Raw genomic sequence first — 23,876 nt, forward strand, 5'->3', positions numbered from 1 at the left:
GCGCAATCAATGTGCAATTAATCTGCCCCCGCTATGAGAAAAGCATGGTGCGGGAGCAAAAAAGTGGCATGCTTAGACAGGTGAGTTCCAGTAAAGACACTTCCCAGGGCACCGAAACCACCAACGAGACAACGCAGGACGCTCAGACTGCGCAGGCCGCTCAGGCCGAGCAGTCCCGCGCCGCCCGCGTTGCCGCCCGTCGTGGAAACATCAAGGCACCTCGCCGCACTCCGCTGAAGACACTGGACCAATCCTCCAAGCTGCAGAACGTCCTCTACGACATTCGCGGTCCGGTGACTACTCTCGCCGAGCAGATGGAGGCCGACGGCCACCGCATCATGATGCTCAACACTGGCAATCCGGCGAAGTTCGGCTTTGATGCACCTGACACCATCGTGCAGGACATGGTCCGGGCCCTCCCCCACGCACAGGGCTACTCCGAGTCCAAGGGTATTTACTCCGCACGCCGTGCCGTCGTCACGCGCTATGAGATGGACCCGGATTTCCCCCGTTTCGACGTCAACGACGTCTGGCTGGGCAACGGCGTCTCCGAGCTGATTTCCATCACCACGCAGGCGCTGCTCAACGAGGGCGATGAGGTCCTCATTCCAGCTCCGGATTACCCGCTCTGGACGGCAGCAACCACCCTCGCCGGCGGTAAGGCCGTCCACTACACGTGTGATGAGGAGAATAACTGGGCTCCGGATGTCGAAGACATTCGCTCGAAGGTGACGGATCGCACGAAGGCGATTGTCATCATCAACCCGAACAATCCGACCGGCGCGGTCTACACACGCCAGACACTCGAAGCCATCGTCGATATCGCTCGTGAGCACTCACTCCTGCTGCTTTCCGACGAAATCTACGACCGCATCCTCTACGACGATGCAGAGCACATTTCCACTGCCTCCTTGGCCCCGGATTTGCTCTGTATCACCTTCAACGGCCTGTCCAAAACCTACCGCGTGGCCGGCTACCGCGCGGGCTGGATGGTACTGACTGGTCCGAAGCGCCACGCAGAGGGCTTTATCGAGGGAATCAACCTGCTGGCCAGCACCCGTCTGTGCCCGAATGCCCCTGCTCAACACGGCATTCAGGTGGCACTTGGCGGTTACCAGTCCATCGAGGACCTGATTTTGCCAGGCGGTCGCCTCCTGGAGCAGCGCAATGTCGCCTACGAGGGACTGACCTCAATTCCGGGCGTGAGCTGCGTGAAGCCGATGGGAGCAATGTACGCATTCCCGAAGCTGGATCCGAACGTCTACGAAATTCACGATGACGAAAAGCTGATGCTCGACATCCTGCGTGAAGAGAAGATCCTGATGGTCGGCGGCTCTGGCTTCAACTACCCGACGCCGGATCACTTCCGAATTGTCACCCTGCCGTGGGCGCGCGACCTGAAGGAAGCCATCGAGCGCCTGGGCAACTTCCTGGTCAGCTACAAGCAGTAGCAGGGATTAGGCTGTTAACGGTGGGCAGGCACTCAAAAGGTTCAGTGGATTCCGGGAATCAGCAGGCTTTTCGCGTTGCTGCGAGTTCTACCCCTCTCACATATCGATGCGCTATTCACTTATAGACACGCTGGAGCGCATCGATAAGTGAGTATTGCTTCGAAAAGTGGGCACAGTGTTGATGACCACGGCTCGGCGCGCCGGAATGGCGGTGCGCCTTCCGGAGCTGGTACAGCGATTAGGTTATTAAGGGTGGGCAGGCATTCAAAAGATTCAATGAACTCTAGTAACCAGCAACCTTTTCGCGTTGCTCCGGGTTCCGACATAGGTGCGCATCTCGACGCACTGAAGAACTCGAACAGCGGCTCCCCTACCGGCCGGTTCCGGGCTGTCAACGCCGCGAATCAACCCAACTCTGAAACCTCGGCTGCCGCAGCACGACATGCAGAACCAGCGCAGCCGACAGCAACTGCGCAGCCGACAGCACCGGCACCGCAAACCGCACCTGCACAAGCCAAACCAAAACCGACAAAACCGCGGCACAACCCCACAAGAGCACGTCGCTTGCTGGCCACAGTTCTTACAGTTGCTGGCATTGCGACTTTCCTTGCAGTGATTGGGCTCTGGCCATCGGGCGAGGCTCCGAGTCCGGGGCCGGGATTCCTGCAGTCACAGACATCAGCTGCAGAGACGGTCAAGGGAACCGTCGTAAAGCACAGCGTCGGCGCGTGCAATTCGCCTGACAACGGACGTGTCTTCGACGACCAGCCGCGGCCAGGGCTGACGGCTTCGCTCAACGACCCCGCGGTGCCGAAGTGCCAGCTCTCGGTCATTGAACTGACCTCGGGCCCAGACGAGGGCAAGAAGACTCTTCTGGAGGCATCCGGCCTGCCCGGCGAGATTGAGCTGGCGGAGGGCGACAAGGTCGTCCTGGCAATTCACCGTCCAAACGCTGCCGGTACCGGAGCTGTCGACAATGGTGCCGTGCCGGATCCGGGGTTGATGACACCAGCTCCTGGCGTTGTCCCCGCGCCTGCCCCTGAGGGAGCAGAGGGGGAGCCTGCTCCTGATGCTGAGGCTCCGGCACCGACTCCGGCACCGGAGCAGGAACCAGCACCTGAATCCGGCGCAGAAGCTCCTGCTGCTCCTGCTCCACCCGCACCACCTGCCCCCGAGGCTCCCGCGGCCGACACTAACGTCGTCGATCTCGCACCTCATCAGGTTGTCGACACCGTTAGCATCGGGAACACCTACACCTTCCTGGACATGGATCGCACCACGACAATCTGGTTGTGGCTCGGCGCGGCAGTACTTCTCATCATCCTCGTCGGCATGACTCGCGGGGTCTTGAGCCTCATTGGTCTTGGCATCACGTTGGCCGCAGTGATGGGATTTCTGGTTCCGGCACTGCTACGCGGCGGCGATCCTGTGGCCTTAGCCATCACGGCGGGCGCGGCGATTCTCTTCCCAGTGCTCTTCCTCGTTCATGGCATCAACTGGAAGTCAGCTTCCGCACTGGCGGGAACACTCACCACGATGGTGCTGGCGGCGGGCCTGGCCAACCTCGCAATCTCCACGTCGCAGCTACGTGGTCTCGGCAACGAGGACAACCTACTTATTCAGCTTTACCTGCCTGACGTCTCCGTCACAGGTCTGCTTCTGGCGGGATTCATCATCGGCGCGTTGGGTGTGCTTAACGACGTCACCATCGCCCAGGCCTCTACCGTCCAGGAGCTCTACGAAGCAGCTCCGCGGTCGCGGCCTATGGAGGTCTTCCGCTCGGCAATGCGCGTCGGTCGCGACCACATCGCGTCGATGGTCTACACACTAGTACTGGCGTACCTCGGCACCGCACTGCCGCTATCGATTTTGTTAAGCGTCTCCGACCGGCCGCTGATGCAGTCGTTGACCTCCGACGTCGTGGCCACAGAACTGCTGCGTTCCACCATCGGTGCGGTCGCTTTGGTACTTGCGGTGCCGATTACCACCCTCATCGCCGCCTATACCGTGGCTCCGGAGGGTATGAAGTTTCCGAAGCGCTCGAGAGCGGCCAGTATTTAGCCGCGGCCGAGGCAGGTGACATCCCAGCCTGCGGCACGCCACTGATCGGTTGGCAGGCAGTTGCGGCCGTCAAGCACCGCTGCGCGCTTGACCAGTTTCTTCGCAACCACCGGGTCGATATCGCGGAACTGCTGCCACTCGGTGGCGACGACAACCATCTCCGAGCCTTCCAGAGCTGCTTCGATGCTCGGTGCGTACTCCAAGGTCGGGAAATTCTTCTTGGCGTTCTCCATGGCCTGTGGGTCGTAAACGCTCACCGAAGCGCCTGCCAACGACAGCGAACCGGCAATCGACAGCGCCGGGGAGTCACGCACATCGTCAGAGTTCGGCTTGAAAGCCGCACCCAGCACAGTCACGGTGTGACCGAGCAACGAGCCACCAAAGCTGCCGCGTACCAGGTCAACGGTCTTTTCACGGCGACGCATGTTGATTGCATCGACCTCGCGCAGGAAAGTCAGCGCCTGGTCAACGCCCAGCTCACCAGCGCGGGCCATGAATGCGCGGATATCCTTCGGCAGGCAACCGCCGCCGAAGCCCAGCCCCGCATTGAGGAAGCGGCGGCCAATTCGAGCGTCCATACCGATGGCGTCGGCAAGCGTGGTGATATCCGCACCTGTGACCTCACAGATTTCGGAGACCGCGTTGATGAAGGAAATCTTGGTGGCGAGGAATGCATTCGCCGACACCTTCACCAGCTCTGCGGTGGCGGTGTCCGCGACGATAAACGGCGTCTCACGCTCAAAGATAGGGCCGAAGCACTCGCGCAGGCTTTCCTCAGCGATCGACTCGACTTCCTGACCTGCACCATTGAGGATCATGCCCGGCTTCTGGGCGCCCAGCACCACACGGTCCGGCTCGAGAGTGTCCTTTACCGCGAAGCCCTCGCGCAGGAACTCCGGGTTCCAGGCAATCTCGAGACTGGTGTTCTTCAACTCATCATCGCCGGATGCGGCGCGCTCACTGATCATCTCCGCAGCCAGCTCCTGCAAGCGCGGTGCGGTACCGACGGGCACAGTGGACTTACCAAACACCAAATGCTTGCCGACGACGCGCTTGGCCAATTCGGCAATAGCTGCGTCCACATAGCGAACATCGGCTGCGTACGAGCCCTTGACCTGCGGAGTTCCGACACCTACGAAGTGGACGTTCGCAAATTCAACAGCCTCGTCGTAGTTAGTGGTGAAACGTAGTCGCCCCGACTCAACGTGCTTCTTTAGCAGTTCGGGCAAGCCGGGCTCAAAGAAAGGAACTTGGCCTGCGGACAATGCCTCAATCTTGGCGGGATCAACATCTACGCCGAGAACCTCGTGGCCCAACTCCGCCATCGCCGCGGCATGAGTGGCGCCAAGGTAACCCGTACCAATAACCGTAATACGCATAAGGGCTATTATTTATCGAAAGATAAAAGGCCCTCAAGCCGATTTAACCCTTAAATGGTGTGAACTAAAGGCCCATATTTAGGCTTTTCACCTGCGGAAACTCTTTATTGAACAATTGTTTCCATTTCTTCACCGAGAATTCACTCGGGGCTATTCACAATTCATTTATATTCCGAGTTCATATCCCGAGTTTCAGGTGCCTTATTCCTCATCGCGGAAGTTGAGGTATGCACGCGAAGGCGTCGGGCCTCGCTGCCCTTGATACTTCGAACCGAGCTTGCCAGAACCGTAAGGCACCTCTGCCGGCGAGGACATCTTGAACAGTGCCAGCTGACCGACCTTCATATTCGGCCACAATGCGATGGGCAAATTCGCCACATTGGATAGCTCCAGCGTGATGTGGCCTGAAAAGCCTGGGTCAATAAAGCCGGCGGTTGAGTGCGTTGCCAGGCCCAGACGCCCCAGTGAAGACTTACCTTCCAGACGGCCTGCCAAGTTTGGCGGAATAGTGAAGTATTCCAAAGTCGATGCCAGGACGAACTCACCCGGGTGAAGAATGAAGGGCTGCCCTTCCGGAACCTCGTGCGGGGATGTCAGCTCTTCCTGCGGCAACTTCGGATCGATATGCGTGTACTGCGAGTTATTAAAAACTCGGAAAAACTTATCCAGACGCACGTCGATAGACGAAGGCTGAATCATCTTCGGGTCGAAAGGATCAATGCCGAGGTGGTCGGAGCCTTCGGCATCGATAGCGGCACGAATATCACGATCTGAGAGCAACACATAGACCAGCTTAACCGCTCTGTAATGCACAGCGTGTGTCGGTTGCAGGATAAACCCCACTAAATTCAGTGGAACGGCTGCCAACCAATTTTTTCGACGCGAATCGAGAGTGCTACATTGAAGTTACAGAGGGCGACTGATTGCCTGCATGTCACATCTACTGTGCCAATCTCGTGGCGTGCTTTTAATCATTCCGCCTACTGTGTGCCGATGTAGTTCAATGGTAGAACTCCTGCTTCCCAAGCAGGCGGCGCGGGTTCGATTCCCGTCATCGGCTCCACTATGACGTCGAAAATGATAAGTAGGCGTTTGCGTTAGCAGGCGTTGATTTGGTCGAGGCGGACGCTATGGTCGGCGACCTCGGTAACGAGTTCAGCGTCGTGGGTGATGACAATGACGACGGCACCAGTGTCAGCGAGTTTACGCATTACCCGGGAAATCGCGACAAGGTGCTTGTAGCCAACACCGGACGTGGGCTCGTCGAAGATGTAAACTTTCTTGTTCGCAGCAAGCGCTGTAGCAATAACCAGGCGTTGGCGTTGCCCGCCAGAGAGTGCTTGGGGATGATCAGCCTCGTGGTCGGCAAGGTCGAGTTCTTCAAGGATCGCGTGGGCATCGATGCGTTGCTTTTCGGCTTTGGTCGTGCCGAGCGTGACTTCGTCAATGACTGTGTCCGAGAACAACTGTCGGGTAGGGTCTTGCATCACAAGGTAGGAGTCACGGCTGGTGAATTTCTGTCCATTGAGTGTGATGGATGTATGCTTGGCCTTTTCAAGTCCGCAGACGATCCGTGCCAGTGTTGATTTGCCCGACCCGCACGGGCCCAACAGTGCAGTGATTTTCCCTTCCGGGAAGAGCACATGGTCGATGTTGAGGACTGTGTTTCCGTGGCGGTAGGCGAAGGTGAGGTTGTCGATCGTGAGCCCATCTCCTGCCGGTTGCGGTAGCTGCGGCATGGGCACGGGCACAAGGGATCGCAGTCCAAGCTGTTTGCGCTCCTCATCCGAGGTAGCGTAGAACTCTTCGCCGGTTGCGGTGAGGGCGATATTGCCTTTGTCGAAGCAGTAGACGCGGTCGACAATCCCGGCGAGGAAACTCAGCCGGTGTTCAGCGATGATGATGGTGTGCCCGTCTTTTTTGAGCCGGGCGATGAGCGTGGCGAGTTGGTCGATAACGTCAGCGGACAAGTTCGCGGTCGGCTCGTCAAAGACGATCAGCGACGTGTTGTTGCACATGGCGACGGCGCAGGCCACGCGTTGCATCTGCCCACCCGACAGTTGTGTGACGCGGGATTCCAACTGGTCGGCGATACCTAACTCGGCGGCAACCTCGTCAATGCGGGCACTAATCTCCTGCGGGTCGCGGCCGAGATTTTCTGGGCCGAAGGCGAGTTCTTGGCGCACGTGAGTGGTGTAGAACTGGGTGCGCGGGTTTTGAAACACTGTCGAACAGTGGTGGGCAAGCTCTGATAGATCTACTCGTGCCACGTCAATGTCGTCGACTGTGACGCTTCCGGTAAGGTCGCCGTCGTGGAAGTGCGGGATCAGCCCGTTAAACAGCCGTAGCGCGGTAGTTTTCCCTGACCCAGACGCGCCGCACAGCAAGGTGACGGTTCCAGGTGTGATGGTGATGGTTGCGTCTGTGATTGAGGGGTGGTCTGCTCCCCGATAGGTGAAGGTGACGCCGGTGGCTTGGGCTGTTGTCATAGGGTGATTCTCCATATCGCGAAGCCGATAACGATGAGCAGAATGACCGCGTCGACCACCCGGAATTTCACGACCGTGACTGAGGTAGGCTTTGCGGTTCCGCCCAGTCCGCGTACAAGGGCAGCAGATGCCAGTTCGTCCCCGCTTCGCACCACGGTCGATAGCAGCGGGATCGTGAAGTACTGGGCCGCGCGCAGGGAAAGCGCGGACATCCCGCGAAGCTTCATCGCATCTGAGATCGCTTTAACCTCGTGGCCGATCACGGGCAGCACCCGTAACGCGACTGAGATAGGGATCGTCAAACAAGTCGGGATTCGTGAGCTGGCTAGTGCTTTTTGCAAGGTGGCAGGTCGGATTACACCGATCGCGTATGCGCCCATGCCTGCGCTGACGCTGAATCGCCACATCCACTGCAGAAACAGCACGAGGAATGCGCTGGCTGTTGATTTCCAGACCAGGGGTATCACATAAACGAGCCCACCGAGGACCGCAAACGTGGCCAGGTAGACGGCCACCCAGCTCGGGCGCACGAGCGTGTTGGGGTTGATCGAGGCGCTCGCCAGCATCACGGCAGCGAATCCGCCCAGAGCACACACGAACCACGGCGAGTAGGAACTGTAGATCGTGGTGGAGACGATGACGAGCGCTACGATAATCGTGCGCGGGTCGGGAAGTTTAGACAAGACCGGCCCGTTCAAAGTGTTTGCGCGCGACCCTGGTTCCCAACAGACCAGCAAGCCAGCCAACGATGAGCATCACGACGAAGAAGCCCAACAGAATCGGGATAGTGACAACCTGGGCCATCTTCGCGGCATACTCGGCGCCCATTTGTTCGGCGATCTGCGACATATATGCCTCTTGGTTCATAAATAGCGGCATCCACGGTGACACGTAGATCGGCAGAATAAACAGTGCGTATGCCAGCGGAACGCGAACCTTCACGCTCTTCGGCCCCTTGGTGATGACTAGGTCGGCGAGCAGGCCGAATACAGCGGCGATCGCGATGCCACCCACCCAGTGGCCGGTCACGAAGAAGAGGATTTCGATGAGGATCAGCATGATGGTCAATGCCCCCATCTTCGGAGTGCGTGCTGTGAACAGCGCAAAGACGATGCCGTTAACGAGGATAGAAAGCAAGAAGCCGGCATACATGGCGACGGGGATGAACCCGAGCATTCCGAATGCAAACACGATGACGAACATCAAGGCAGTGAAGACGCCGATGTTGATGAAGTCGCGCGTGTTGAGGCGCGAGGATGTGCGTGTGGACATAGTTTTTCCTTTTATGTGCTGATATGCGCTGTGTTTAGACGAGTTGCCATCCGCCTGCGTTGATGCGCTCTTGCCAGAAATCGCGGTATTGACCCGGCTGGTTGACCAGCTCGTCGTGAGGCCCGCGCTGGGCGATACGCCCACCGTGGGAGAGCACAATAATTTGGTCAGCTTGGCGAATGGTTTCCAGTTTGTGGGCGATCACGATCAGCGTGGAGTGCTTGCGTAGCTCGTTCATCGCCGCAACAATGTTGGCTTCATTTTCCGCGTCCAATGCGCTGGTGGCCTCATCGAACAGCACGATCGGGGCCTTCTTCACCAAGGCGCGAGCGATGGACACTCGTTGGCGTTCCCCACCTGACAGTGCACGCCCGCCAGCGCCCGCCAATGAATTCCAGCCATCTGGGAGGCGGTTGACGATTTCCGTCACGCCCGACAGGTCAGCGGCCCACCTGATTTCTTCATCGGTAGCTTCTGGGTTGCCAAGGCGAATGTTGGCCTCAAGCGTGTCATTGAATAAGTAGACGTCTTGGAAGACCAGGGATATCTGGCGCATCAAATCTTCGGTGGTCTGCTCACGCACATCAACCCCGCCAACGCGCACGCTGCCGGACTGCACATCCCAGAAACGTGCAACCAACCGGGCGATCGTCGTCTTCCCGCACCCAGATGGACCAACCAGGGCACACATGCCGCCTTGCGGGACATGGAAGGAAAAATCACGGAGAACCGGGGTGTCCGGATCGTAGCCGAAGGTCACATCATCGAAGCGAACATCACCAGGAGCGCTCACCGGTGTGGAGGTGACAGGTTCGGACAGTTCGGGAGCGTCCATGACCTTGTCGACGTGGTTCATCTGCTGGCGGCGTTCTTCCAGCCCAGATATATTTCCGCCAATGTCTTGGAGCATGGTGGTGAACCGCAGGCACATGCCGATTGTCACCAAGGCGTTCAGCGCATTCATCTGCCCGCCGAGGGTGAGTTGGGCGGTGAGCCAGATCATCACCACAATGAGCGCTTGGACGAACATCCCATTAATCAGGTTCGCTAGTGTTTCGAACCACAATGCTTTGCGGCCCTTGCGGTCAGCCTGGTCGAAAGCCTGATCAAGGGCCGGGTAGTCGTCGGCGACGTGACAGGAACGCAATGCACCTTGGCAGGTGGCGAATTCGACCATGCGAGCCGCCAACTCTGACTCGGCTGGTTCGGAAACCTTCTTGCCCTTATCGAGAAGCACACGGGAGATATGGAGGAAGGCAAGCATGATCGGGAACGCGATCGTCAAGGTCAGTCCCAGCCGCCAATCCCAGAACCAGGTTCCCACAGTGACTACGAGCACGGCTGAGAGTTTTTGGACGAGGGAGAAAATGAAATGTGCCGCCGACTCGCCCAAGTCCATCATTTCCTTGGTGACCATGCGCGACAGTCGGCCAGAGCTACCCGAATCGAACACTCCCAGTGGTAGGCGGGCTACTTTGTTACCTACTGCCTGGTGGACGTCGTGAATGAATCCAAGCGCGCCGATATAGCCGGTGCGCATGCCATAAAACTCCGTGCCCACGCCCAGCACCGCGAACACCGCCAAGGCGATGAGCCAGCCCCAAAACGACAGCCCCCACACCGGCATTCCGGTCGCCAAGGCGCTTGCTGCAGGGAGTAGCGCGAGCAGGGCAAAGCCGTGACACAGTCCTGAGACCGCACCCCACGCTTGACCGACCGAGAGGTCTCGCCACGAGGTGGGTTCCATCAAACGCTTAAAGCGTGGCAGCAATAGTTGATTCATCGTTTCATCTCCTCGCATGCACCTTGGGCAAGAAGTGCCTGATAGTGCGCATTACCCAACAGCTCGTCGTGTTTACCGACCACAGCAATGCCCCCGCGTTCCATGACGACAATTTGGTCTGCCCCTCTGATCGAGGCCAGTCGGTGGGCGATCACAATCACGGTTCTGCCTTTGGCAAGAGTCGAGAGAGCTTGTTGGATTTTCGATTCCGATTCCGGGTCCGCCATCGCCGTCGCCTCGTCCAGCACCAACACTGGGGCATCAACCATGAGCGCCCGGGCGATCGCGATACGGGCTGCCTGCCCGCCCGAAACGTGGGTGTCCTCCCCCAACACAGTGTCGTAACCATCGGGCAGGCTCATGATGAACTCGTCGATCTGCGCTGCTCTCGCTGCCTGCCGCACCTGCTCCAAGGTTGCGTCTCGCGCGCCCAGGGCAATGTTGTTGTGGATGGTGTCGCGAATAAGCTGTGCATCTTGCAGGACGAATGCGACCGTCGAATACAACACATCCTGGGAAATGCTCTTTAGATCAACCCCGCCGATGGTGATCGTGCCAGCGTCCGGGTCATCGAAGCGGGCAATTAAACTCGCCAACGTCGACTTCCCCGCACCCGACGGGCCAACCAGCGCGGTCACCGTGCCTGCCGGAATGCTCAGGCTCACCTCGTCTAATGCCTGGGTGTCGTCATAGGCATACGACACACCCCGAATCTCGATATCATGACCGTGTGGTGTCTGTGGCGCATCGGGCTGACTCAACGCCGGTAGCTCCATGACATTCACCAGCCGTACTGCCGCTGAACCTGCGAGCTGATAAGACCAGGCGATGGTTGCGACTGCCATCAACGCTCCCGGCAGCACCAAGGCGATCAACGTCGTCGTTATCACCTCGTAGATGCTCACCCAACCGGCGTTCATCATCAACGCGCCACCGCCAAGGTTCACGATCAACAGCACCGGGATCGACACCCACGAAAATGAGGCGACCGACATCGACACCAGCGGCATACACCACGCCCGGTAGAACTTAGAAAACTCGTTAGCTGCATCTAAATAGGCTTTATGTGCTTGGCCGACCTTGCCGAACGCTTTCACCACTGAGATACCGGCAACGAACTCGGCCATCGTTGCCGAAACCTGAGCGAGCTTGGTGTCCATTTCCGCGGTCTTCTCATTCATCCCTCGCATCGACATGCCATACATGCCCACATAAACCGGAATCGTTGCAATCGACAGCAGAGCGAGCCGCCAATCCACCACGAACGCATAGGCCAACAAGGCGAGCGGGGAGACGATTGCGTTCAGTTTCTCGATCGGCCCGTGTGCGATCACTGTGTGCACCGTGGCCGTATCATCCTGAATGGTCTTGCGGATCTTCCCTTCGCCCTCGCGGGTAAACCACGACAGCGGAGCAGTCGACATTCGGGCGGCAATTTGCCGACGCATCTGATTACGCAACGACAGGTCAATAAAATGCGTCACGCCCAACGCAACAAAATACAAAGTCAACCGCGCCATGTAAGCAGAAACAAGGAGCATCACGATCCAGTTCACCCGCGCCGGGTCCACCCGGTCTTGCATCAGCGCAGCTCCCAGCTCCACCAAAGCCACATAGGGTGCGATAGCCAACACCCCAGAGGCGAACGTTAAGGCCTGCGCGATAAACAGTTTGCCTTTCACCGGCTGCGATAGCTGACGGATCGCGTTCTGGCCAGCGACTGATTTTTCCTTCGCCGACCCATACTCGCCTTCAACAACCTGATCCGTTGCACTTTCGTTCACGTAAGCACCATCCTTCTTAGGCATGCCTAACCTTACTATATTTCTGGGAGGTGTGTCTACTGTGCACGTCAACTGATACGAACATCACCCTTTCAGGGCAATCCTCACCTGTTCACCGGTGCGGAACACGAACCGGATCGCGTCCTCGGTGACAATGGCGTGGTCGATAAGTGCGCTCCATTGTGCGGGGTGAAACTCGCTCACAGGTTCCCCTGTCAGATCATTCAGGGTTGTGGTGATGGCGGCGTGCTTGGCGGTGTTCGCTGCGATATCTTTTTCCAGGCTTGTTCTACGTGCGAGCGTCTTACGGTAGGTAGTATCGAGTTCGGCGTACGCGGATTGGCAGGCGTCCTGGTCGAGCGCACACCGCTGGTTTTCCGCAATCAGCGCTTCGATCTGCTCGTCTTTCACCGTCGCGCTGCTGCAGGGATGTTCGTCTGTGTATTTATGGTTGCATTGCCAAACTGCGTCTTTGCATTTCGTGTTCGACGCCCACGTTTTACGCCCATACCACGCCCCACACCGAGCACATTCCAGCCGGGTGGAGAACAACCCGACTTTCGCTGACTATATGTTGTCATGCCTGGTGGCGAGTTCGTATTGCATCTGATCCCAGATACGCGGTTCGGTAATCGGCTCATGATTACCTGATACATAGTATTGGGGTACTTCGCCTTCGTTGACCTTCATCTTCTTAGTAAGGAAATCGGTGGTGAACGTCTTTTGCAGCAGGGCGTCGTCCTTGTATTTTTCGTTGGACAGGATGGAGCACACTGTCGAGGTTGACCACACTTCTTTCCCGCGCGGGGTGAGAATCTTGCGGGCAGCGAGCTCGGTTTTAATCTCACTGATCGCTATCCCATCAAGGAACAGCTGGTAGATCAACCGCACGGTCGGAGCCTGCGTCTCGTCGATGACGAGGCTTCCACCCTCGCCTTTCTTATATCCGAGTAGCACCAATTACCCATAATCCCCACGCCGACTCCCGTTTCGGAGGAGTTGGCGTGGGGCTTTTACGTGGTCGCGGTTTACGAGGATGGCGACGGCGCGGTGTACCTCAGCCACCGCAACACGGCTTTGACACGACGGTTTGTATCTTCCGGCTGAAAGCCGAGCTTCAAGAACACATTCGCCACATGCTTACTCACAGCACCTGCGGTTAGTACCAGGCGTTTTTCTATTTCCTTATTACTGAGCCCCTGCGCCATTAGGTCGAGCACTTCGCGCTCACGTGGAGTCAGCGCGGCGATGCCGTCCTGCTTTGCGGCCAGTAGCGTCGCAACCACTTCAGGGTCGACCACGGTACCGCCACCGCGTACCTCTTCCAGCGCCGCAATGAAGTGCTCGACATCGGAGACGCGTTCTTTCAACAAGTACCCAAAGCCACCATGCTGCAGCAGGCGATCTAAGTAACTGGCCGCCACGTATTGGCTGAGCACGACAACCGGCTGGTCAGGGTTGCTCTGGCGAAGTTTGGTGACAGCGAGCAATCCGTCGTCACGCATGTTCGGTGGCATCCGGACATCGCTGACGATGACATCGAACGTCTGCCCTTCGGCAGTGTCGAGCAGCTGATCCGCATCACCGACGGCGACGACCTCGTGTCCCAGCGCCCGCAGCAGGCCGGTCAGCCCCTCGCGCAGGAGTACGGAGTCCTCGGCCAGCAGTACTTTCATCGCGTCCTTCCTTGGCGAACAGGCAGTTCCAGCCGCAATTCAGCACCACCGTCGGCGTTGGTGAGCGTCACGGTTCCGCCGAGCGCTGCCGCCCGTTCGCGCAGGCCCGCAATGCCGGTTCCCGTGCCATGCTTTACGACATCTACAGCGTCCGCCCCCGATGGTTCCATCAGACCTTCACCGTTGTCGCGCACAGTGACCGTAAGCGTACCCGGATGAGACACGAGCGCCCTCTTCGGAGTCTGAACCGCGAGAGTGATATCAGCTCGATCGGCATGGCCATGCTTGGTGGCGTTGGTCAGCCCCTCCGCTGCGCTGTGGTAAGCGAGTAACGCTGAGGTTTCGTCAATCGGGCCGAAGTCGGAAACACCATTTTCACGGACGGACACCTGCATTCCGGAGTGCGCTGCCAGCTCCCTCACGGCAGCGACCAGTCCGTTTTCAAACAGTACCGGCGGGGCAATGCCAAGCACCACGGAGCGCAGCTGTGCAAGAGCCTGCGTTGCATTGCGGTCGGCGGCGGAGAGTGCCTCGGCTACATCTTCTTCAGTCTTACCCATGCGAGCAGCGGCAATGTTGAGTTTCAAGGCGGTCAGGTGTTGCTGCGGACCGTCGTGAAGCTCGCGCTCAATGCGACGGCGCTCGCCTGAGAAGGAGTCAATGAGCACGTCGCGGGATTGGGTAACTTCTTCGCTGGATGGTGCGAGGATGACGCGGGAGAGCCAAATGGACAGCAGGCCGGCACCGAGGTTGATGGCGATGGTCAGCACCAAAAAGAGGATGGCGAAAACCCAGGCAACAGCGATTTTCTGTGTTGGGTCCGTCAGAGTCCAGCTGAAAAACTGCACTTCATCAACCAGGAAAGGTGCAGCGAAGAGCACTCCGACAGTAAAACCACCGCCGACCCACGCTGTAAAGGTGACGAACCCAATGACCAGTTGGACGAGCAGGTTGACGAAGTTGCGGATGTCGAACCAACGGTTGGTCACGCGGTTGGCAATCGGGGTGCCGGACCACGATGCCACCCAGCGAGAGAGCCAATCGGCACCTCGGCCGATGAGCGGAATCCACGGCAGAAGCACAACAGAGGCAATCAAACCCGGAATGAACAGCAGGCCGAGAATAAAACTCCAGGCCAGCGCGATTAAATTCTTTTTCTTTGTCATAGGTTCAAAGCTAAGTTGACCCGGGTTCAAATACAGTGGAGCTAACTCCCCTAAATTCAGTCGAGCTGAATACGTCCCGGCTTCTTTTCGCCGATACCTCGGTCGGCCAGTTCGTCATCAATGTACGTTGGCCGACCGACAGCCAGCCCAAGCACTGCAAGCACGACCGTAGTACCAAGCAGTACGACCAGAATAGGTGTCCACGTTTCCGTCGTTCCAGCGGCCACACCTACCAGGAATGGCCCGACTGCGGAGAAAATGTAGCCGATTGGCTGCACGAAGCCGGACAGCCGCGCGGTCAGCTCATGGCTGCGCGTGCGGCCCGGAATCAGCGCGATAGCCATGGGGAAACAAAAACCACCCACGCCCAGCAGGAACGCAGCCCCAATCGCGTATCCAACACCAGTTTCCGCCGCTCCCCGCTGGTCGATCAGAATCATCAACGCGTACCCGAGGAAGAAAAGGCAGCCGAGACCAAAAGCGACGTAGGACATGGTGCGGAGCCGTGCAATCAGCGGTGGCATCAGCAGACCGCCGATGATGCCCAGCCCTTGAACAATCATGGATGCCGCGGTAGCTACGCTGACGCTGATGCCTGCGTCGATAAGCATTTTCGGCATCCAGCCCATCAACACGTAAGCGTTCATCGACTGCACGCCGAAGAAAACTGCCAGCGCAATGGCTGTCGGAGACTTCCAGATTGGCGTGTTTGCCGAGGAGCTGACCGAGGCCTTCGGATAGTCGAATCCGATGCGCGCACGCAGCGGCAACCACACGACAAGCTGAACAAAGGCGGTAATCGCCCATACGGCAATCGCCCAGCGCCACATATCGACGCCGCCTGTGGACGCTTCGGGTGAATCGCTAATCAAAAACGCCGTCGCCGGCCCCAGTCCGCCCCCGAGGGCGAGCATGCTGGAGTACAACATCATCAGCACGACGGCATGACGGCCGCCATGCACCTTGATCCACGCAGGTAGCAGTACATTTCCCAGCGCAATACCCGCAACCGACAACGCCGTAAACAGAAGGAATAGCCAGATGCTGCTCACCCACGGGCGCACCGCAAGGCCGACGAATAGCAACGTCGCAGACAGTGTGAGTGCACCGCTTAAGCCCATTCGCTTGCCGACGGAAACCGCGGACAACCCAATCGCGAAAAATGCGAGCCCCGGAATCGCCGTAATCAAACCACCAAAGGCGGAGGAAGCGCCAAGGTCGGATAGGAGCTGATCGAGCACCGGACCAATTGACGCGATACTCGGGCGCAAATTCAGCGCCGCGACGATTACGGCGATAACAAGAACGGGAGCGCTGAGCGCGATGGCATTCTTCGAGGAACCAGCAGCCTTTGGCTGTGGTTGCCCTGGTTTTTCTTCTATCGCCATAACAATGGACGTTACCGCTTCCTGCTAAGGACTCTCTAGCCGACCCAAGCCGGCTGGTTCGGGGAAGCTTAAAAACTAGCGTGCTGAATGTCGCTGTTGTCCTATCCTGGACTACAACGACATCTCTTTTCTTTATCTATTGACAGTCTTTCGGCTATCTCTGACGTAAGGATTGAACTCAAAAATGGTTGAACCGATTTCTGATTCCATGCTCATTGCCTACGACGGCTCCGACGAAGCCAAGCGGGCGCTGGCCTATGCCGGAAAACTGCTGCGCGTTAAGAAGGCCTACATTCTGACTGCCTGGGAACCCCTGCAGCGCGCTGCAGCTCGCACTGCTGGCGCCTCTGGCATGATGCAGCCCGACTGGGATGCCACGACTGAAGACGGCGATCCGGCTCACGACGAGGCCGTCCGTATTTGCCGTGAGGGTGTACAGATTGCCGCTGAGGCTGGCTTCGTCGCGGAGCCCTACTTGGTAGAGACTGAAACTACTATCTGGTCGGCCATCGTCGATGCAGCTCACGACCTCGATGCGGGCGTGATTATCTCCGGCACTCGTGGTGTGACTGGTTTGCGTGGTCTGTTCACCGCCTCGACCTCTGACGCGTTGCTGAAGAATGCTGGCCGCCCGGTCCTCGTCGTTCCGGGGGAAAAGGAATAATTTCTAGAAAATTTTTAAAAACTTACTTAGCTGATAGAAAATGGGTTAATCTCTCAACTAAGAAAACTCAATGACCGCTGAAACCGCTCAAAATTCAAGGCGGGGAGAGAATCCCAGCTGTTCCACTGGTTTACAGAAGTCACAGAGTGTAGTTTTATAAACAGTATTGACTTAATGCACACGAGGAGTCCTCAACATGGCATACGAAACTGATTCCGAGCAGCGTCGTAGCGTTGGCCCTGCCCTGGCCTCGGCGCTCATTGGCGCCCTTCTCGGTGGTGCCGCTATCTTCGGCATCGGCCAGGCTCTGACCGAAGACCGAATTCCGGAAGCACAGGCTGTTTCCACCGATGACGCTCTGCTTGGCGGTGTCGAGTACGGTCAGCGTTAAGTTTTTAACGCTAACCCTCCTTTAAAGCTATGCCCACCTTTGTTCGAGCGCGTAAGCGCGTGCTTGTACCTTGGTGGGCTTTGCTGTGCCTGCTGGCATTCATCCAGTCCCCCGGCAAGACTGTCGCTGACACAAAGCACGACCTGACAGAAGACCCCATCGGGTTTTTGTCCGCCTCGCTCAACATGTGGTCAGACACCATGCCGCTGGGACAGCTCCAAAACCAGGCATATGGCTATCTCTTTCCACATGGCGCATTCTTCGCGCTGTTTAGTTTGCTGCCCGATGTCCTAGCGCCTGGCTGGCTGATTCAGGCGCTGTGGTGGAGCCTTACTCTCTGCGTGGCTTTTACCGGCGCATATCGCGTGGCCGAAGCTATAAACGTCGGCACGCATACCTCTCGCGTATTGGCGGCATTGTTGTACGCGTTGTCGCCGCGTGTGATTACGACGTTGGGCGCGATTTCGTCCGAGACCTGGCCCGTCGCGCTGGCACCGTGGATTCTGCTTCCGCTCCTGCGGGTCGCAGCCCGACGCGAGGAACTGCCCTGGCGTGCGACCGCCCGTGCCGTATTGCTGTCCGGTCTAGCGGTACTGTGCACTGGCGCGGTCAATGCGGTCAGTACAGCGGCGGCTTGTATCCCCGCAGGTCTGATGCTGCTCTTCTTCGCTTTTGCGGGGCCTCGTCGCGGGCGTGCGTGGGCGATGCTCGGCGGTTGGCTGGCTGCGTGTGCAGCGGTCAGCATGTGGTGGATTGTGCCGCTACTGCTGCTGGGCAAGTACTCACCACCGTTTACGGACTACATTGAGTCCTCCGGCGTGACCACTCGTTGGTTGAGTCTCGGCGAGACGCTCCGCGGTTCCACCTCGTGGACACCGTTTGTCTCTTTCGAGCGAGTCGGCGGAAATGCGCTGGTCGCGGAGCCCATTCTCATTTACGCCACCCTGGCTGTAGCGGCAATTGGCCTACTTGGCTTGGTCATGCGCTCGCTGCCGCTGCGTCGAATGTGGCTGATGATGCTGCTCCTCGGGCTTGTCATCATGGCGGCCTGGACGGAGCCGTTCGGACTGGCGTGGGAATCGGCTCGAGAGGTGCTCGATTCCACGCTCGCAGCAGTGCGCAACCTGCACAAATTTGACACTATTGTGCGTCTGCCACTTGTTATCGGCTTCGCTCATGCGACAGCCCAGCTGCCATGGCCGTGGCGAGAGCCGGCGAACGAGCACACGAACGAGACGGCGAGCGATTCAGCGACCACTGGCTGGCAGCAGTGGCTACACCCGGAGAAGCACCCGCGCGCTATCGCATCGATGCTGGTTCTGGTGGTTATCGCCAGTGCCACCGCCCCTGCGTGGAGCGCACGCCTCGCTCCGACAGGTGGTTTTTCCGAGGTTCCGGGCTACTGGCACGAAGCGGCTGACTGGCTGAATAAGCAGGGCGAGGACACCCGCACGCTGGTGGTGCCGTCATCGCCGTTTGCTGATCAGACATGGGGCAATACTCGCGACGAACCGCTCCAGCCGCTTGCCGACGTGCCCTGGGCCGTCCGCGATACGGTGCCGCTAGTGCCCCCAGAGGCGATTCGCGGCCTCGATGGTCTGCGCAATTCACTGACTCGGGGCCGTGAGGTACCGGCACTGGATGCCACCCTGCGCAACAACGGTATCGGCTACGTGCTGGTCCGCCATGACTTGAGAGTTACCTCGAGGGGCGATTCGCTGCGCGCCATCACTTCCACGCTGCAGGACTCCCCGACCATGGAAAAGGTGGCGGAGTTCGCGGACGAGGACGGCCATACCGCTATCCAGATTTGGGGTGCGGGCCCGAAGGAGCTGCGCAATCACGCACTTTCACCGCGGTTGGTGGACACTACCCAGGTGCCGCTGGTCGCCGGCGGCCCCGAAGTGCTCCCGCGGCTTGACGAAGTCGATTCCGATGCTCCGGTGCGCATCCTGTCTGGCAAGGATGCCGGCACTGTCACCGACACACCCGCCCGCCGCGGCCGCAACTATGGTGAAGTCGTCGGTGCGGAGTCAGCAATCCTGGCCGAAGATGAGGACTCATATGTCCGCAACCTCGTTCCGGACTACCCCGTCGTGGGACTGCCACTGACGCAGACAGCAACGGGTCGCGCCGCAATTGAGGTTTCGTCGTCGGCCTCTGAGCCATACAACGTCGGTGGTGCATCGGCTGACCACTCGGTCAACGCAATGCTCGACGGCGACACCTCCACCTGGTGGGAACCCTTGGCGGGCAAGAGCCAGGCTGAGTGGGTCAAACTGTCGTGGAAGGAACCGACCGATAACGCAGTGCTCAGCCTGACCGGTGCTCGCGTTCCAGTGCAACTGCGCATCCAGACTGATACGGCTTCGAGCTCCGTACAGTTGGTCCCGGGTGAGACGACTCGTATTCCGCTGCCCGGCGGCAAGACCACATCTGTGCTCATCACAGCGAAGATTGCTCCTGTAGGCTTTGCTATCTCCGAGCTAGGCCTGGTGATTCCAAAGCGGGACACTGGCTTCGACGCATTCGAATCCAGCAGCCCCGATTCCGATGAAGATACAGAGTTTTCCACCGAGGATATAGCGGAGGACCTCACGCCGGTTCGTGTCCCGGTGGTGCCGAATTCCTCGTCGCTGGCTCAGCGTTGGGTCTTCGGCCAGGAGATTCATGAGGGCACGCTGGTGCGCCTGTTCACCGTTCCAAAGCCGGTAAACGTAAAGGTCGATGCTGATACCTGTCGCAGCAGCATCGGAGCCCCGTGGGCCAGCCTCCAGCGCGGTGACGGCTCTGATCACCGCGAGCTGACCTGTGGTGAAGAGATTGAGCTCTCACCGGGGCCATGGCGCATCGATGCCAAGTCCGATTGGGTGTCGCTCACCTCGACTGACTACTTCGCGCCGTCAGCTGAGCAGCAGAAAGTGACGCCAATCAATCTGAACAATCCCATTGACGCTGCCGACCACGATCGCATCGTGTGGTTGCCAATCTCTGTCAATGCTGGCCATGAGCTCCGTGTCGGAGGCGCCGCCATGAAGCCGGTAACGGTCTCTGGTTGGCAGCAGGGTTGGACGATTCCGGCCGGTATTGGTGGTGCGGTCGAGCTGACCTACCCACCGCAGCAGACCTGGCGTACTAGCATCCTGGCAGGCGGCGCACTCGCAACCGTGTACGCACTGGTCACTGTGGGGCTGGCTTTCGCTTGGCGACGCTTCGCTCTCACCTCCCCGATTCCCGCATCTTCGCTGAGCAATGACTTGCCGCGGACGGCTATTGGCATTGCGGCTGCCGCGACAGTGACACTGGTATCCAGCTGGCCTGGCGTGGTCGTTGCCCTCGTGGTGGTTGCCGCTACCCTTGGTGCGGTTTTCTGGGCACGGAAGCGTGGGGACGTCGTCAAGCCATGGCTGAACGTGCGAAACGCCCTTATTGTGACACTTGCTGCGACGATGTCGATTGCGGGCTTGGTGCTGGCGGCGAACCCGTGGCCGAAGGATGACTACGCCGGTGCCGACTGGCCGCTTCAGTTACTGCTGACGGCGGCGCTGACGATCGTGGCGTGCTGCTCGATGCTTTCCGATGGCGGTGCTGATGACGACACCGACAGCGACGTCGACGACACCGACAACACCGCTGATTAAGAGCTGTTAGCGGTTGACCCAGACGCGTGCGAAGAAGCGGCGGGCAGGTTCCTCGACGAGCGCGTAGGAGGCGGCGGCCACTGGAATCGACAGTGCGACCGTAACAATGGTGACACTGAGCAGATGGCCGGTAAATAGCTTCACACCAAGCAGCGGGAATGCGATGGAGAGCATCGCCACGTGCCAGAGGAAGATGCCGTACGACCAGCGCCCCAGCGCCTGTATGATGGGGTGTTCGAGGAAGCGCGACTCCGGCGCCATCGTCCAGGGGCCGATGATGGCGGCACCGAAGACCAGCCCACACAGCAGGCGGCGGGTGAATTCCCAGTTGGTGAGCTCGACTAGCCCTTCGGGCCCCAGGTAGGAAGCCAGGACCAGCGCACCAACGGCGATCGCCAGCCACAGTGGGCGGCGGCGAGCCCAGCGCTGCATGGTTTCCACCCTCGCGCGGGCAGCATCGGTATCGACGCCCTGGAGCGATTCCAGCTCGGCGAGAATCATGCCAGCTGCAAACCAGGAAAAGTATGCAATCGGCTGGATATGCGGGTTCACGCCGTCCGAGTACGGCAGTGGCAGGTAGGGCCAGCCGAAGCTCAAGATTGCGAGCAGGGAAATTGCCACTATGCGGCGCCCCTGCTGGCGATGCGGGTCCAACCGGCTAAGCCCGATGGCAAACAGCGGCAGCGCGATGTAGAACGCGACCTCCACCGACAATGACCACAGGTGCGTCAACCCACCGTGCAGAGAGCCGGAGAAATACACCTGTGTCAGCGTCAGGTTTGTCAGCCAAATCTTGAGATCCGCGCCACGCCCCACCGGCAGTGCGATGAGCACAATAAGCACCAGCACCCAGTACGCAGGCATAATGCGCGCAACGCGCTTCTTGTAGTACTTCGCCCAGCTCTTCTTCCGTCCGCCGTCGGCATCGGCCAATGCTTTACGACGGGGGATTCCGCCATAACCCGAGCGGTGAGAACGCCACAACAGGAATCCGGACAGCACGAAGAAAACAGCCACGAAGAAGTCGAAGCGGCCGAGGACGCGTTCCCACAGGGCTCCCACATCATGCCCGGTCTGGAATGCGACGTGCGTGCCGATGATACCCATCGAAGCCACAGCACGAAGGCCCTCCAGCGAGGGCAGGAAGCCCGGACGGAAGGTGGTGGCCGAGCTTGACGACGAGCCTGACCCGGTGTGCGAGCTGGTGCTCGGCGCGGAGTTCGGCGCTACATTTGTCGCGGAGGCTAGCTCGACGTTCGGCGCTGCCTCAGATGCCTTGGACGTCATAGTACTTTCTTACACGGAGACCGGAATGAGTAAAATCACTTGTATTTTATTATGAAATAAGTCCTGTTCAGGCCGGTTTTTCCAAAATTCTTTTGTTTTCCTGACAAGTTATTTTTAAAAAACACACCACAACGCTCCTAACTTCCTGCTAGGTTTTGCAGCAGAAAGTTACGTACAGTTAAAGGACTATCCGCTGATGAAGAGAACTCTCGGACATGCACTGATTATCATCGGTGCTGCATTGATTGTCATTGCCGTCCTTCTGCCAACCTTCCTGGTGCCGCGCCTCCGGGTCATCCCGCTTGACACTGTGAGCGATACCATCACGGAGGTGCGCGACGGCACTCTGTTGGACTCCGGCCAGCTGGGCAAGAATGAGCCAACACCAAACCGCAAGAATGACCCGCGCTGTGAGGCAGAAACGGACGAAGAGAAGCGCGACCTCCCGATCCACTGCTTCATCAACGACAAGACTCCTATGCAGTCGAAGCGCCACGTAGAGATTGAGGAGCCGGCTGACGACAAGATCGCAACCCTCCAGGTCGGTACCACTCTGCTGCGCGATGACCGCGAAGAGCCGAAGAACCTCATCAATGCGACCCTTGACCGCATCACTGTCGACCGCAGCACTGCGTACCCGGTAGATGACCCGATTTCCAGCGTTGCTATTAACGCACCGCAGGGCGGTTCGGACACCAAGCCGCCGACGTTCACCCGTCCGGGCATCCAGTACCAGTTCCCGTTTGGCGCTGAGAAGAAGTCCTACCCGTACTACGACGTCCAGGCGATGCGTAACTTCGAGATCGACTTCGTCGGTGAGGAAACTCAGGACGGCGTCAAGGTCTACAAGTACTCCATGACGATTCCGCCGCAGAACCTCTACGAGTCCCTGACCGAGCACTTCACTCGTGACGGCCGCAAACTCACCGAGGCCGACAAGTCCTCGCTGGCTTCCATGCGCCTGAGCTTCCCGGCTCACAAGTGGGGCCTGGAGGGTGACGACGATGTCGAGATGGATCGTTACTACACCAACGTCCGTACTGTTCGCGTCGAGCCGACTTCTGGCGTGATTGTAAACGGTACTGAAGAGATGTTCATGTTCTACGCCAAGGATCAGAAGGAAGCCGAAGAGATTGCTTCTAAGGCTGGCCGTGAGAAGGAGGCCAAGGAGCAAAACCGTACCGCAATGAAGTACACCGCTCAGTGGGACGAAGACTCCAAGGGTCGCCAGATGGACCGCGCGAAGGACGCACGTAAGTCGCTGACTATCGGTGGCACTGTCGCACCGTGGATTCTCGGCATCCTCGGCCTGGTCCTGATCGTGATTGGCTTCCGTATTCGCAGCAAGTCTGCCTAAGAGGCCAAGCTACGGCACCGCTAGGATTCCTCAGACACTCGCTTACACCGAGTTTCACTGAGGGAATCTAAAAATAATTTAATATAG

General features: G+C 58.7%; 19 protein-coding genes and 1 tRNA gene. 7 read left to right on the forward strand and 13 right to left on the reverse strand.

Annotated features, from left to right (window positions below; translation table 11 throughout):
* Positions 1-68: 68 nt before the first annotated feature.
* Positions 69-1,451, forward strand: coding sequence for a pyridoxal phosphate-dependent aminotransferase (locus HMPREF3042_RS04135; RefSeq protein ID WP_371440718.1), 1,383 nt, complete (start codon positions 69-71; stop codon positions 1,449-1,451).
* 564 nt (positions 1,452-2,015) lie between these two features.
* Positions 2,016-3,512, forward strand: coding sequence for a YibE/F family protein (locus tag HMPREF3042_RS04140; protein WP_070856127.1), 1,497 nt, complete (start codon positions 2,016-2,018; stop codon positions 3,510-3,512).
* Here HMPREF3042_RS04140 and HMPREF3042_RS04145 read toward each other — a convergent pair.
* Together HMPREF3042_RS04145 and dcd are read right to left on the reverse strand one after the other, a co-directional pair.
* Complete coding sequence (locus HMPREF3042_RS04145) at positions 3,509-4,891, reverse strand: UDP-glucose dehydrogenase family protein (RefSeq protein ID WP_070856128.1); 1,383 nt, start codon at positions 4,889-4,891, stop codon at positions 3,509-3,511. The genes HMPREF3042_RS04140 and HMPREF3042_RS04145 overlap by 4 nt on opposite strands.
* Positions 4,892-5,092: 201 nt before the next feature.
* Positions 5,093-5,674 carry a dCTP deaminase gene (gene dcd / locus HMPREF3042_RS04150; protein WP_042388964.1) on the reverse strand — a complete coding sequence of 194 codons (582 nt, stop codon included), beginning with the start codon at positions 5,672-5,674 and terminating at the stop codon, positions 5,093-5,095.
* Positions 5,675-5,880: 206 nt separating this feature from the next.
* Between dcd and HMPREF3042_RS04155 the strand changes: the two genes are divergently transcribed.
* Positions 5,881-5,954: transfer RNA gene (locus HMPREF3042_RS04155), tRNA-Gly, on the forward strand.
* A gap of 34 nt (positions 5,955-5,988) precedes the next feature.
* Here HMPREF3042_RS04155 and HMPREF3042_RS04160 read toward each other — a convergent pair.
* The 10 genes from HMPREF3042_RS04160 to HMPREF3042_RS04205 form a co-directional block, all read right to left on the reverse strand.
* A complete protein-coding gene (locus HMPREF3042_RS04160) occupies positions 5,989-7,380 on the reverse strand; it encodes an ABC transporter ATP-binding protein (protein ID WP_016421583.1) in 1,392 nt (463 codons plus the stop codon).
* Positions 7,377-8,063: an energy-coupling factor transporter transmembrane component T family protein gene (locus tag HMPREF3042_RS04165; protein WP_070429406.1), complete on the reverse strand. Its 687-nt coding sequence runs from the start codon at positions 8,061-8,063 to the stop codon at positions 7,377-7,379. The genes HMPREF3042_RS04160 and HMPREF3042_RS04165 overlap by 4 nt, the downstream gene beginning before the upstream one ends.
* Positions 8,056-8,652: an MptD family putative ECF transporter S component gene (locus HMPREF3042_RS04170; protein WP_016421585.1), complete on the reverse strand. Its 597-nt coding sequence runs from the start codon at positions 8,650-8,652 to the stop codon at positions 8,056-8,058. Before HMPREF3042_RS04170 ends, HMPREF3042_RS04165 begins: the two co-directional genes overlap by 8 nt.
* 34 nt (positions 8,653-8,686) lie before the next feature.
* A complete protein-coding gene (locus HMPREF3042_RS04175; RefSeq protein ID WP_016421586.1) occupies positions 8,687-10,435 on the reverse strand; it encodes an ABC transporter ATP-binding protein in 1,749 nt (582 codons plus the stop codon).
* Positions 10,432-12,219: an ABC transporter ATP-binding protein gene (locus HMPREF3042_RS04180; RefSeq protein ID WP_070429427.1), complete on the reverse strand. Its 1,788-nt coding sequence runs from the start codon at positions 12,217-12,219 to the stop codon at positions 10,432-10,434. Before HMPREF3042_RS04180 ends, HMPREF3042_RS04175 begins: the two co-directional genes overlap by 4 nt.
* Before the next feature lie 84 nt (positions 12,220-12,303).
* Positions 12,304-12,771 (reverse strand): recombinase zinc ribbon domain-containing protein, encoded by a 468-nt coding sequence (locus HMPREF3042_RS10960; protein ID WP_224433374.1) that lies wholly within the window; start codon positions 12,769-12,771, stop codon positions 12,304-12,306.
* Positions 12,772-12,786: 15 nt separating this feature from the next.
* The gene (locus HMPREF3042_RS10970) at positions 12,787-13,176 is read right to left on the reverse strand and encodes a recombinase family protein (RefSeq protein WP_070856129.1); all 390 of its coding nucleotides are present in this window, start codon (positions 13,174-13,176) and stop codon (positions 12,787-12,789) included.
* 71 nt (positions 13,177-13,247) lie between these two features.
* Positions 13,248-13,895: a response regulator transcription factor gene (locus tag HMPREF3042_RS04195; RefSeq protein ID WP_070856131.1), complete on the reverse strand. Its 648-nt coding sequence runs from the start codon at positions 13,893-13,895 to the stop codon at positions 13,248-13,250.
* Positions 13,892-15,061: a sensor histidine kinase gene (locus HMPREF3042_RS04200; protein WP_070856133.1), complete on the reverse strand. Its 1,170-nt coding sequence runs from the start codon at positions 15,059-15,061 to the stop codon at positions 13,892-13,894. The genes HMPREF3042_RS04195 and HMPREF3042_RS04200 overlap by 4 nt, the downstream gene beginning before the upstream one ends.
* A gap of 56 nt (positions 15,062-15,117) precedes the next feature.
* A complete protein-coding gene (locus tag HMPREF3042_RS04205; RefSeq protein ID WP_083327418.1) occupies positions 15,118-16,449 on the reverse strand; it encodes an MFS transporter in 1,332 nt (443 codons plus the stop codon).
* A gap of 184 nt (positions 16,450-16,633) precedes the next feature.
* Between HMPREF3042_RS04205 and HMPREF3042_RS04210 the strand changes: the two genes are divergently transcribed.
* The 3 genes from HMPREF3042_RS04210 (at position 16,634) to HMPREF3042_RS04220 (ending at position 21,145) form a co-directional block, all read left to right on the forward strand.
* Complete coding sequence (locus HMPREF3042_RS04210; protein ID WP_005510532.1) at positions 16,634-17,113, forward strand: universal stress protein; 480 nt, start codon at positions 16,634-16,636, stop codon at positions 17,111-17,113.
* A gap of 196 nt (positions 17,114-17,309) precedes the next feature.
* Positions 17,310-17,504 carry a DUF2613 domain-containing protein gene (locus tag HMPREF3042_RS04215; RefSeq protein ID WP_005510537.1) on the forward strand — a complete coding sequence of 65 codons (195 nt, stop codon included), beginning with the start codon at positions 17,310-17,312 and terminating at the stop codon, positions 17,502-17,504.
* A gap of 29 nt (positions 17,505-17,533) precedes the next feature.
* On the forward strand, positions 17,534-21,145 hold the full coding sequence (locus HMPREF3042_RS04220; protein ID WP_070856134.1) for an alpha-(1->3)-arabinofuranosyltransferase domain-containing protein: 3,612 nt from the start codon (positions 17,534-17,536) through the stop codon (positions 21,143-21,145).
* 6 nt (positions 21,146-21,151) lie between these two features.
* On the opposite strand, the gene HMPREF3042_RS04225 is transcribed toward HMPREF3042_RS04220, so the two are convergent.
* Positions 21,152-22,432 (reverse strand): acyltransferase family protein, encoded by a 1,281-nt coding sequence (locus HMPREF3042_RS04225; RefSeq protein ID WP_070856136.1) that lies wholly within the window; start codon positions 22,430-22,432, stop codon positions 21,152-21,154.
* A gap of 196 nt (positions 22,433-22,628) precedes the next feature.
* On the opposite strand from HMPREF3042_RS04225, the gene HMPREF3042_RS04230 reads away from it, so the two are divergent.
* Positions 22,629-23,789 (forward strand): cell envelope lipid trafficking protein PgfA, encoded by a 1,161-nt coding sequence (locus HMPREF3042_RS04230; RefSeq protein WP_016421597.1) that lies wholly within the window; start codon positions 22,629-22,631, stop codon positions 23,787-23,789.
* Positions 23,790-23,876: the final 87 nt, after the last annotated feature.

This window comes from Corynebacterium sp. HMSC074C05, from assembly GCF_001838325.1.
Lineage (GTDB): Bacteria > Actinomycetota > Actinomycetes > Mycobacteriales > Mycobacteriaceae > Corynebacterium > Corynebacterium amycolatum.

Bases quoted from the DNA above. Each gene is read 5' to 3' on its own strand.
- HMPREF3042_RS04135 (WP_371440718.1), top strand. From the start codon at position 69: ATGCTTAGACAGGTGAGTTCCAGTAAAGACACTTCCCAGGGCACCGAA.
- HMPREF3042_RS04145 (WP_070856128.1), bottom strand. From the start codon at position 4,891: ATGCGTATTACGGTTATTGGTACGGGTTACCTTGGCGCCACTCATGCC.
- HMPREF3042_RS04160 (WP_016421583.1), bottom strand. From the start codon at position 7,380: ATGACAACAGCCCAAGCCACCGGCGTCACCTTCACCTATCGGGGAGCA.
- HMPREF3042_RS04170 (WP_016421585.1), bottom strand. From the start codon at position 8,652: ATGTCCACACGCACATCCTCGCGCCTCAACACGCGCGACTTCATCAAC.
- HMPREF3042_RS04175 (WP_016421586.1), bottom strand. From the start codon at position 10,435: ATGAATCAACTATTGCTGCCACGCTTTAAGCGTTTGATGGAACCCACC.
- HMPREF3042_RS04195 (WP_070856131.1), bottom strand. From the start codon at position 13,895: ATGAAAGTACTGCTGGCCGAGGACTCCGTACTCCTGCGCGAGGGGCTG.
- HMPREF3042_RS04200 (WP_070856133.1), bottom strand. From the start codon at position 15,061: ATGACAAAGAAAAAGAATTTAATCGCGCTGGCCTGGAGTTTTATTCTC.
- HMPREF3042_RS04205 (WP_083327418.1), bottom strand. From the start codon at position 16,449: ATGGCGATAGAAGAAAAACCAGGGCAACCACAGCCAAAGGCTGCTGGT.
- HMPREF3042_RS04210 (WP_005510532.1), top strand. From the start codon at position 16,634: ATGGTTGAACCGATTTCTGATTCCATGCTCATTGCCTACGACGGCTCC.
- HMPREF3042_RS04215 (WP_005510537.1), top strand. From the start codon at position 17,310: ATGGCATACGAAACTGATTCCGAGCAGCGTCGTAGCGTTGGCCCTGCC.
- HMPREF3042_RS04220 (WP_070856134.1), top strand. From the start codon at position 17,534: ATGCCCACCTTTGTTCGAGCGCGTAAGCGCGTGCTTGTACCTTGGTGG.
- HMPREF3042_RS04225 (WP_070856136.1), bottom strand. From the start codon at position 22,432: ATGACGTCCAAGGCATCTGAGGCAGCGCCGAACGTCGAGCTAGCCTCC.
- HMPREF3042_RS04230 (WP_016421597.1), top strand. From the start codon at position 22,629: ATGAAGAGAACTCTCGGACATGCACTGATTATCATCGGTGCTGCATTG.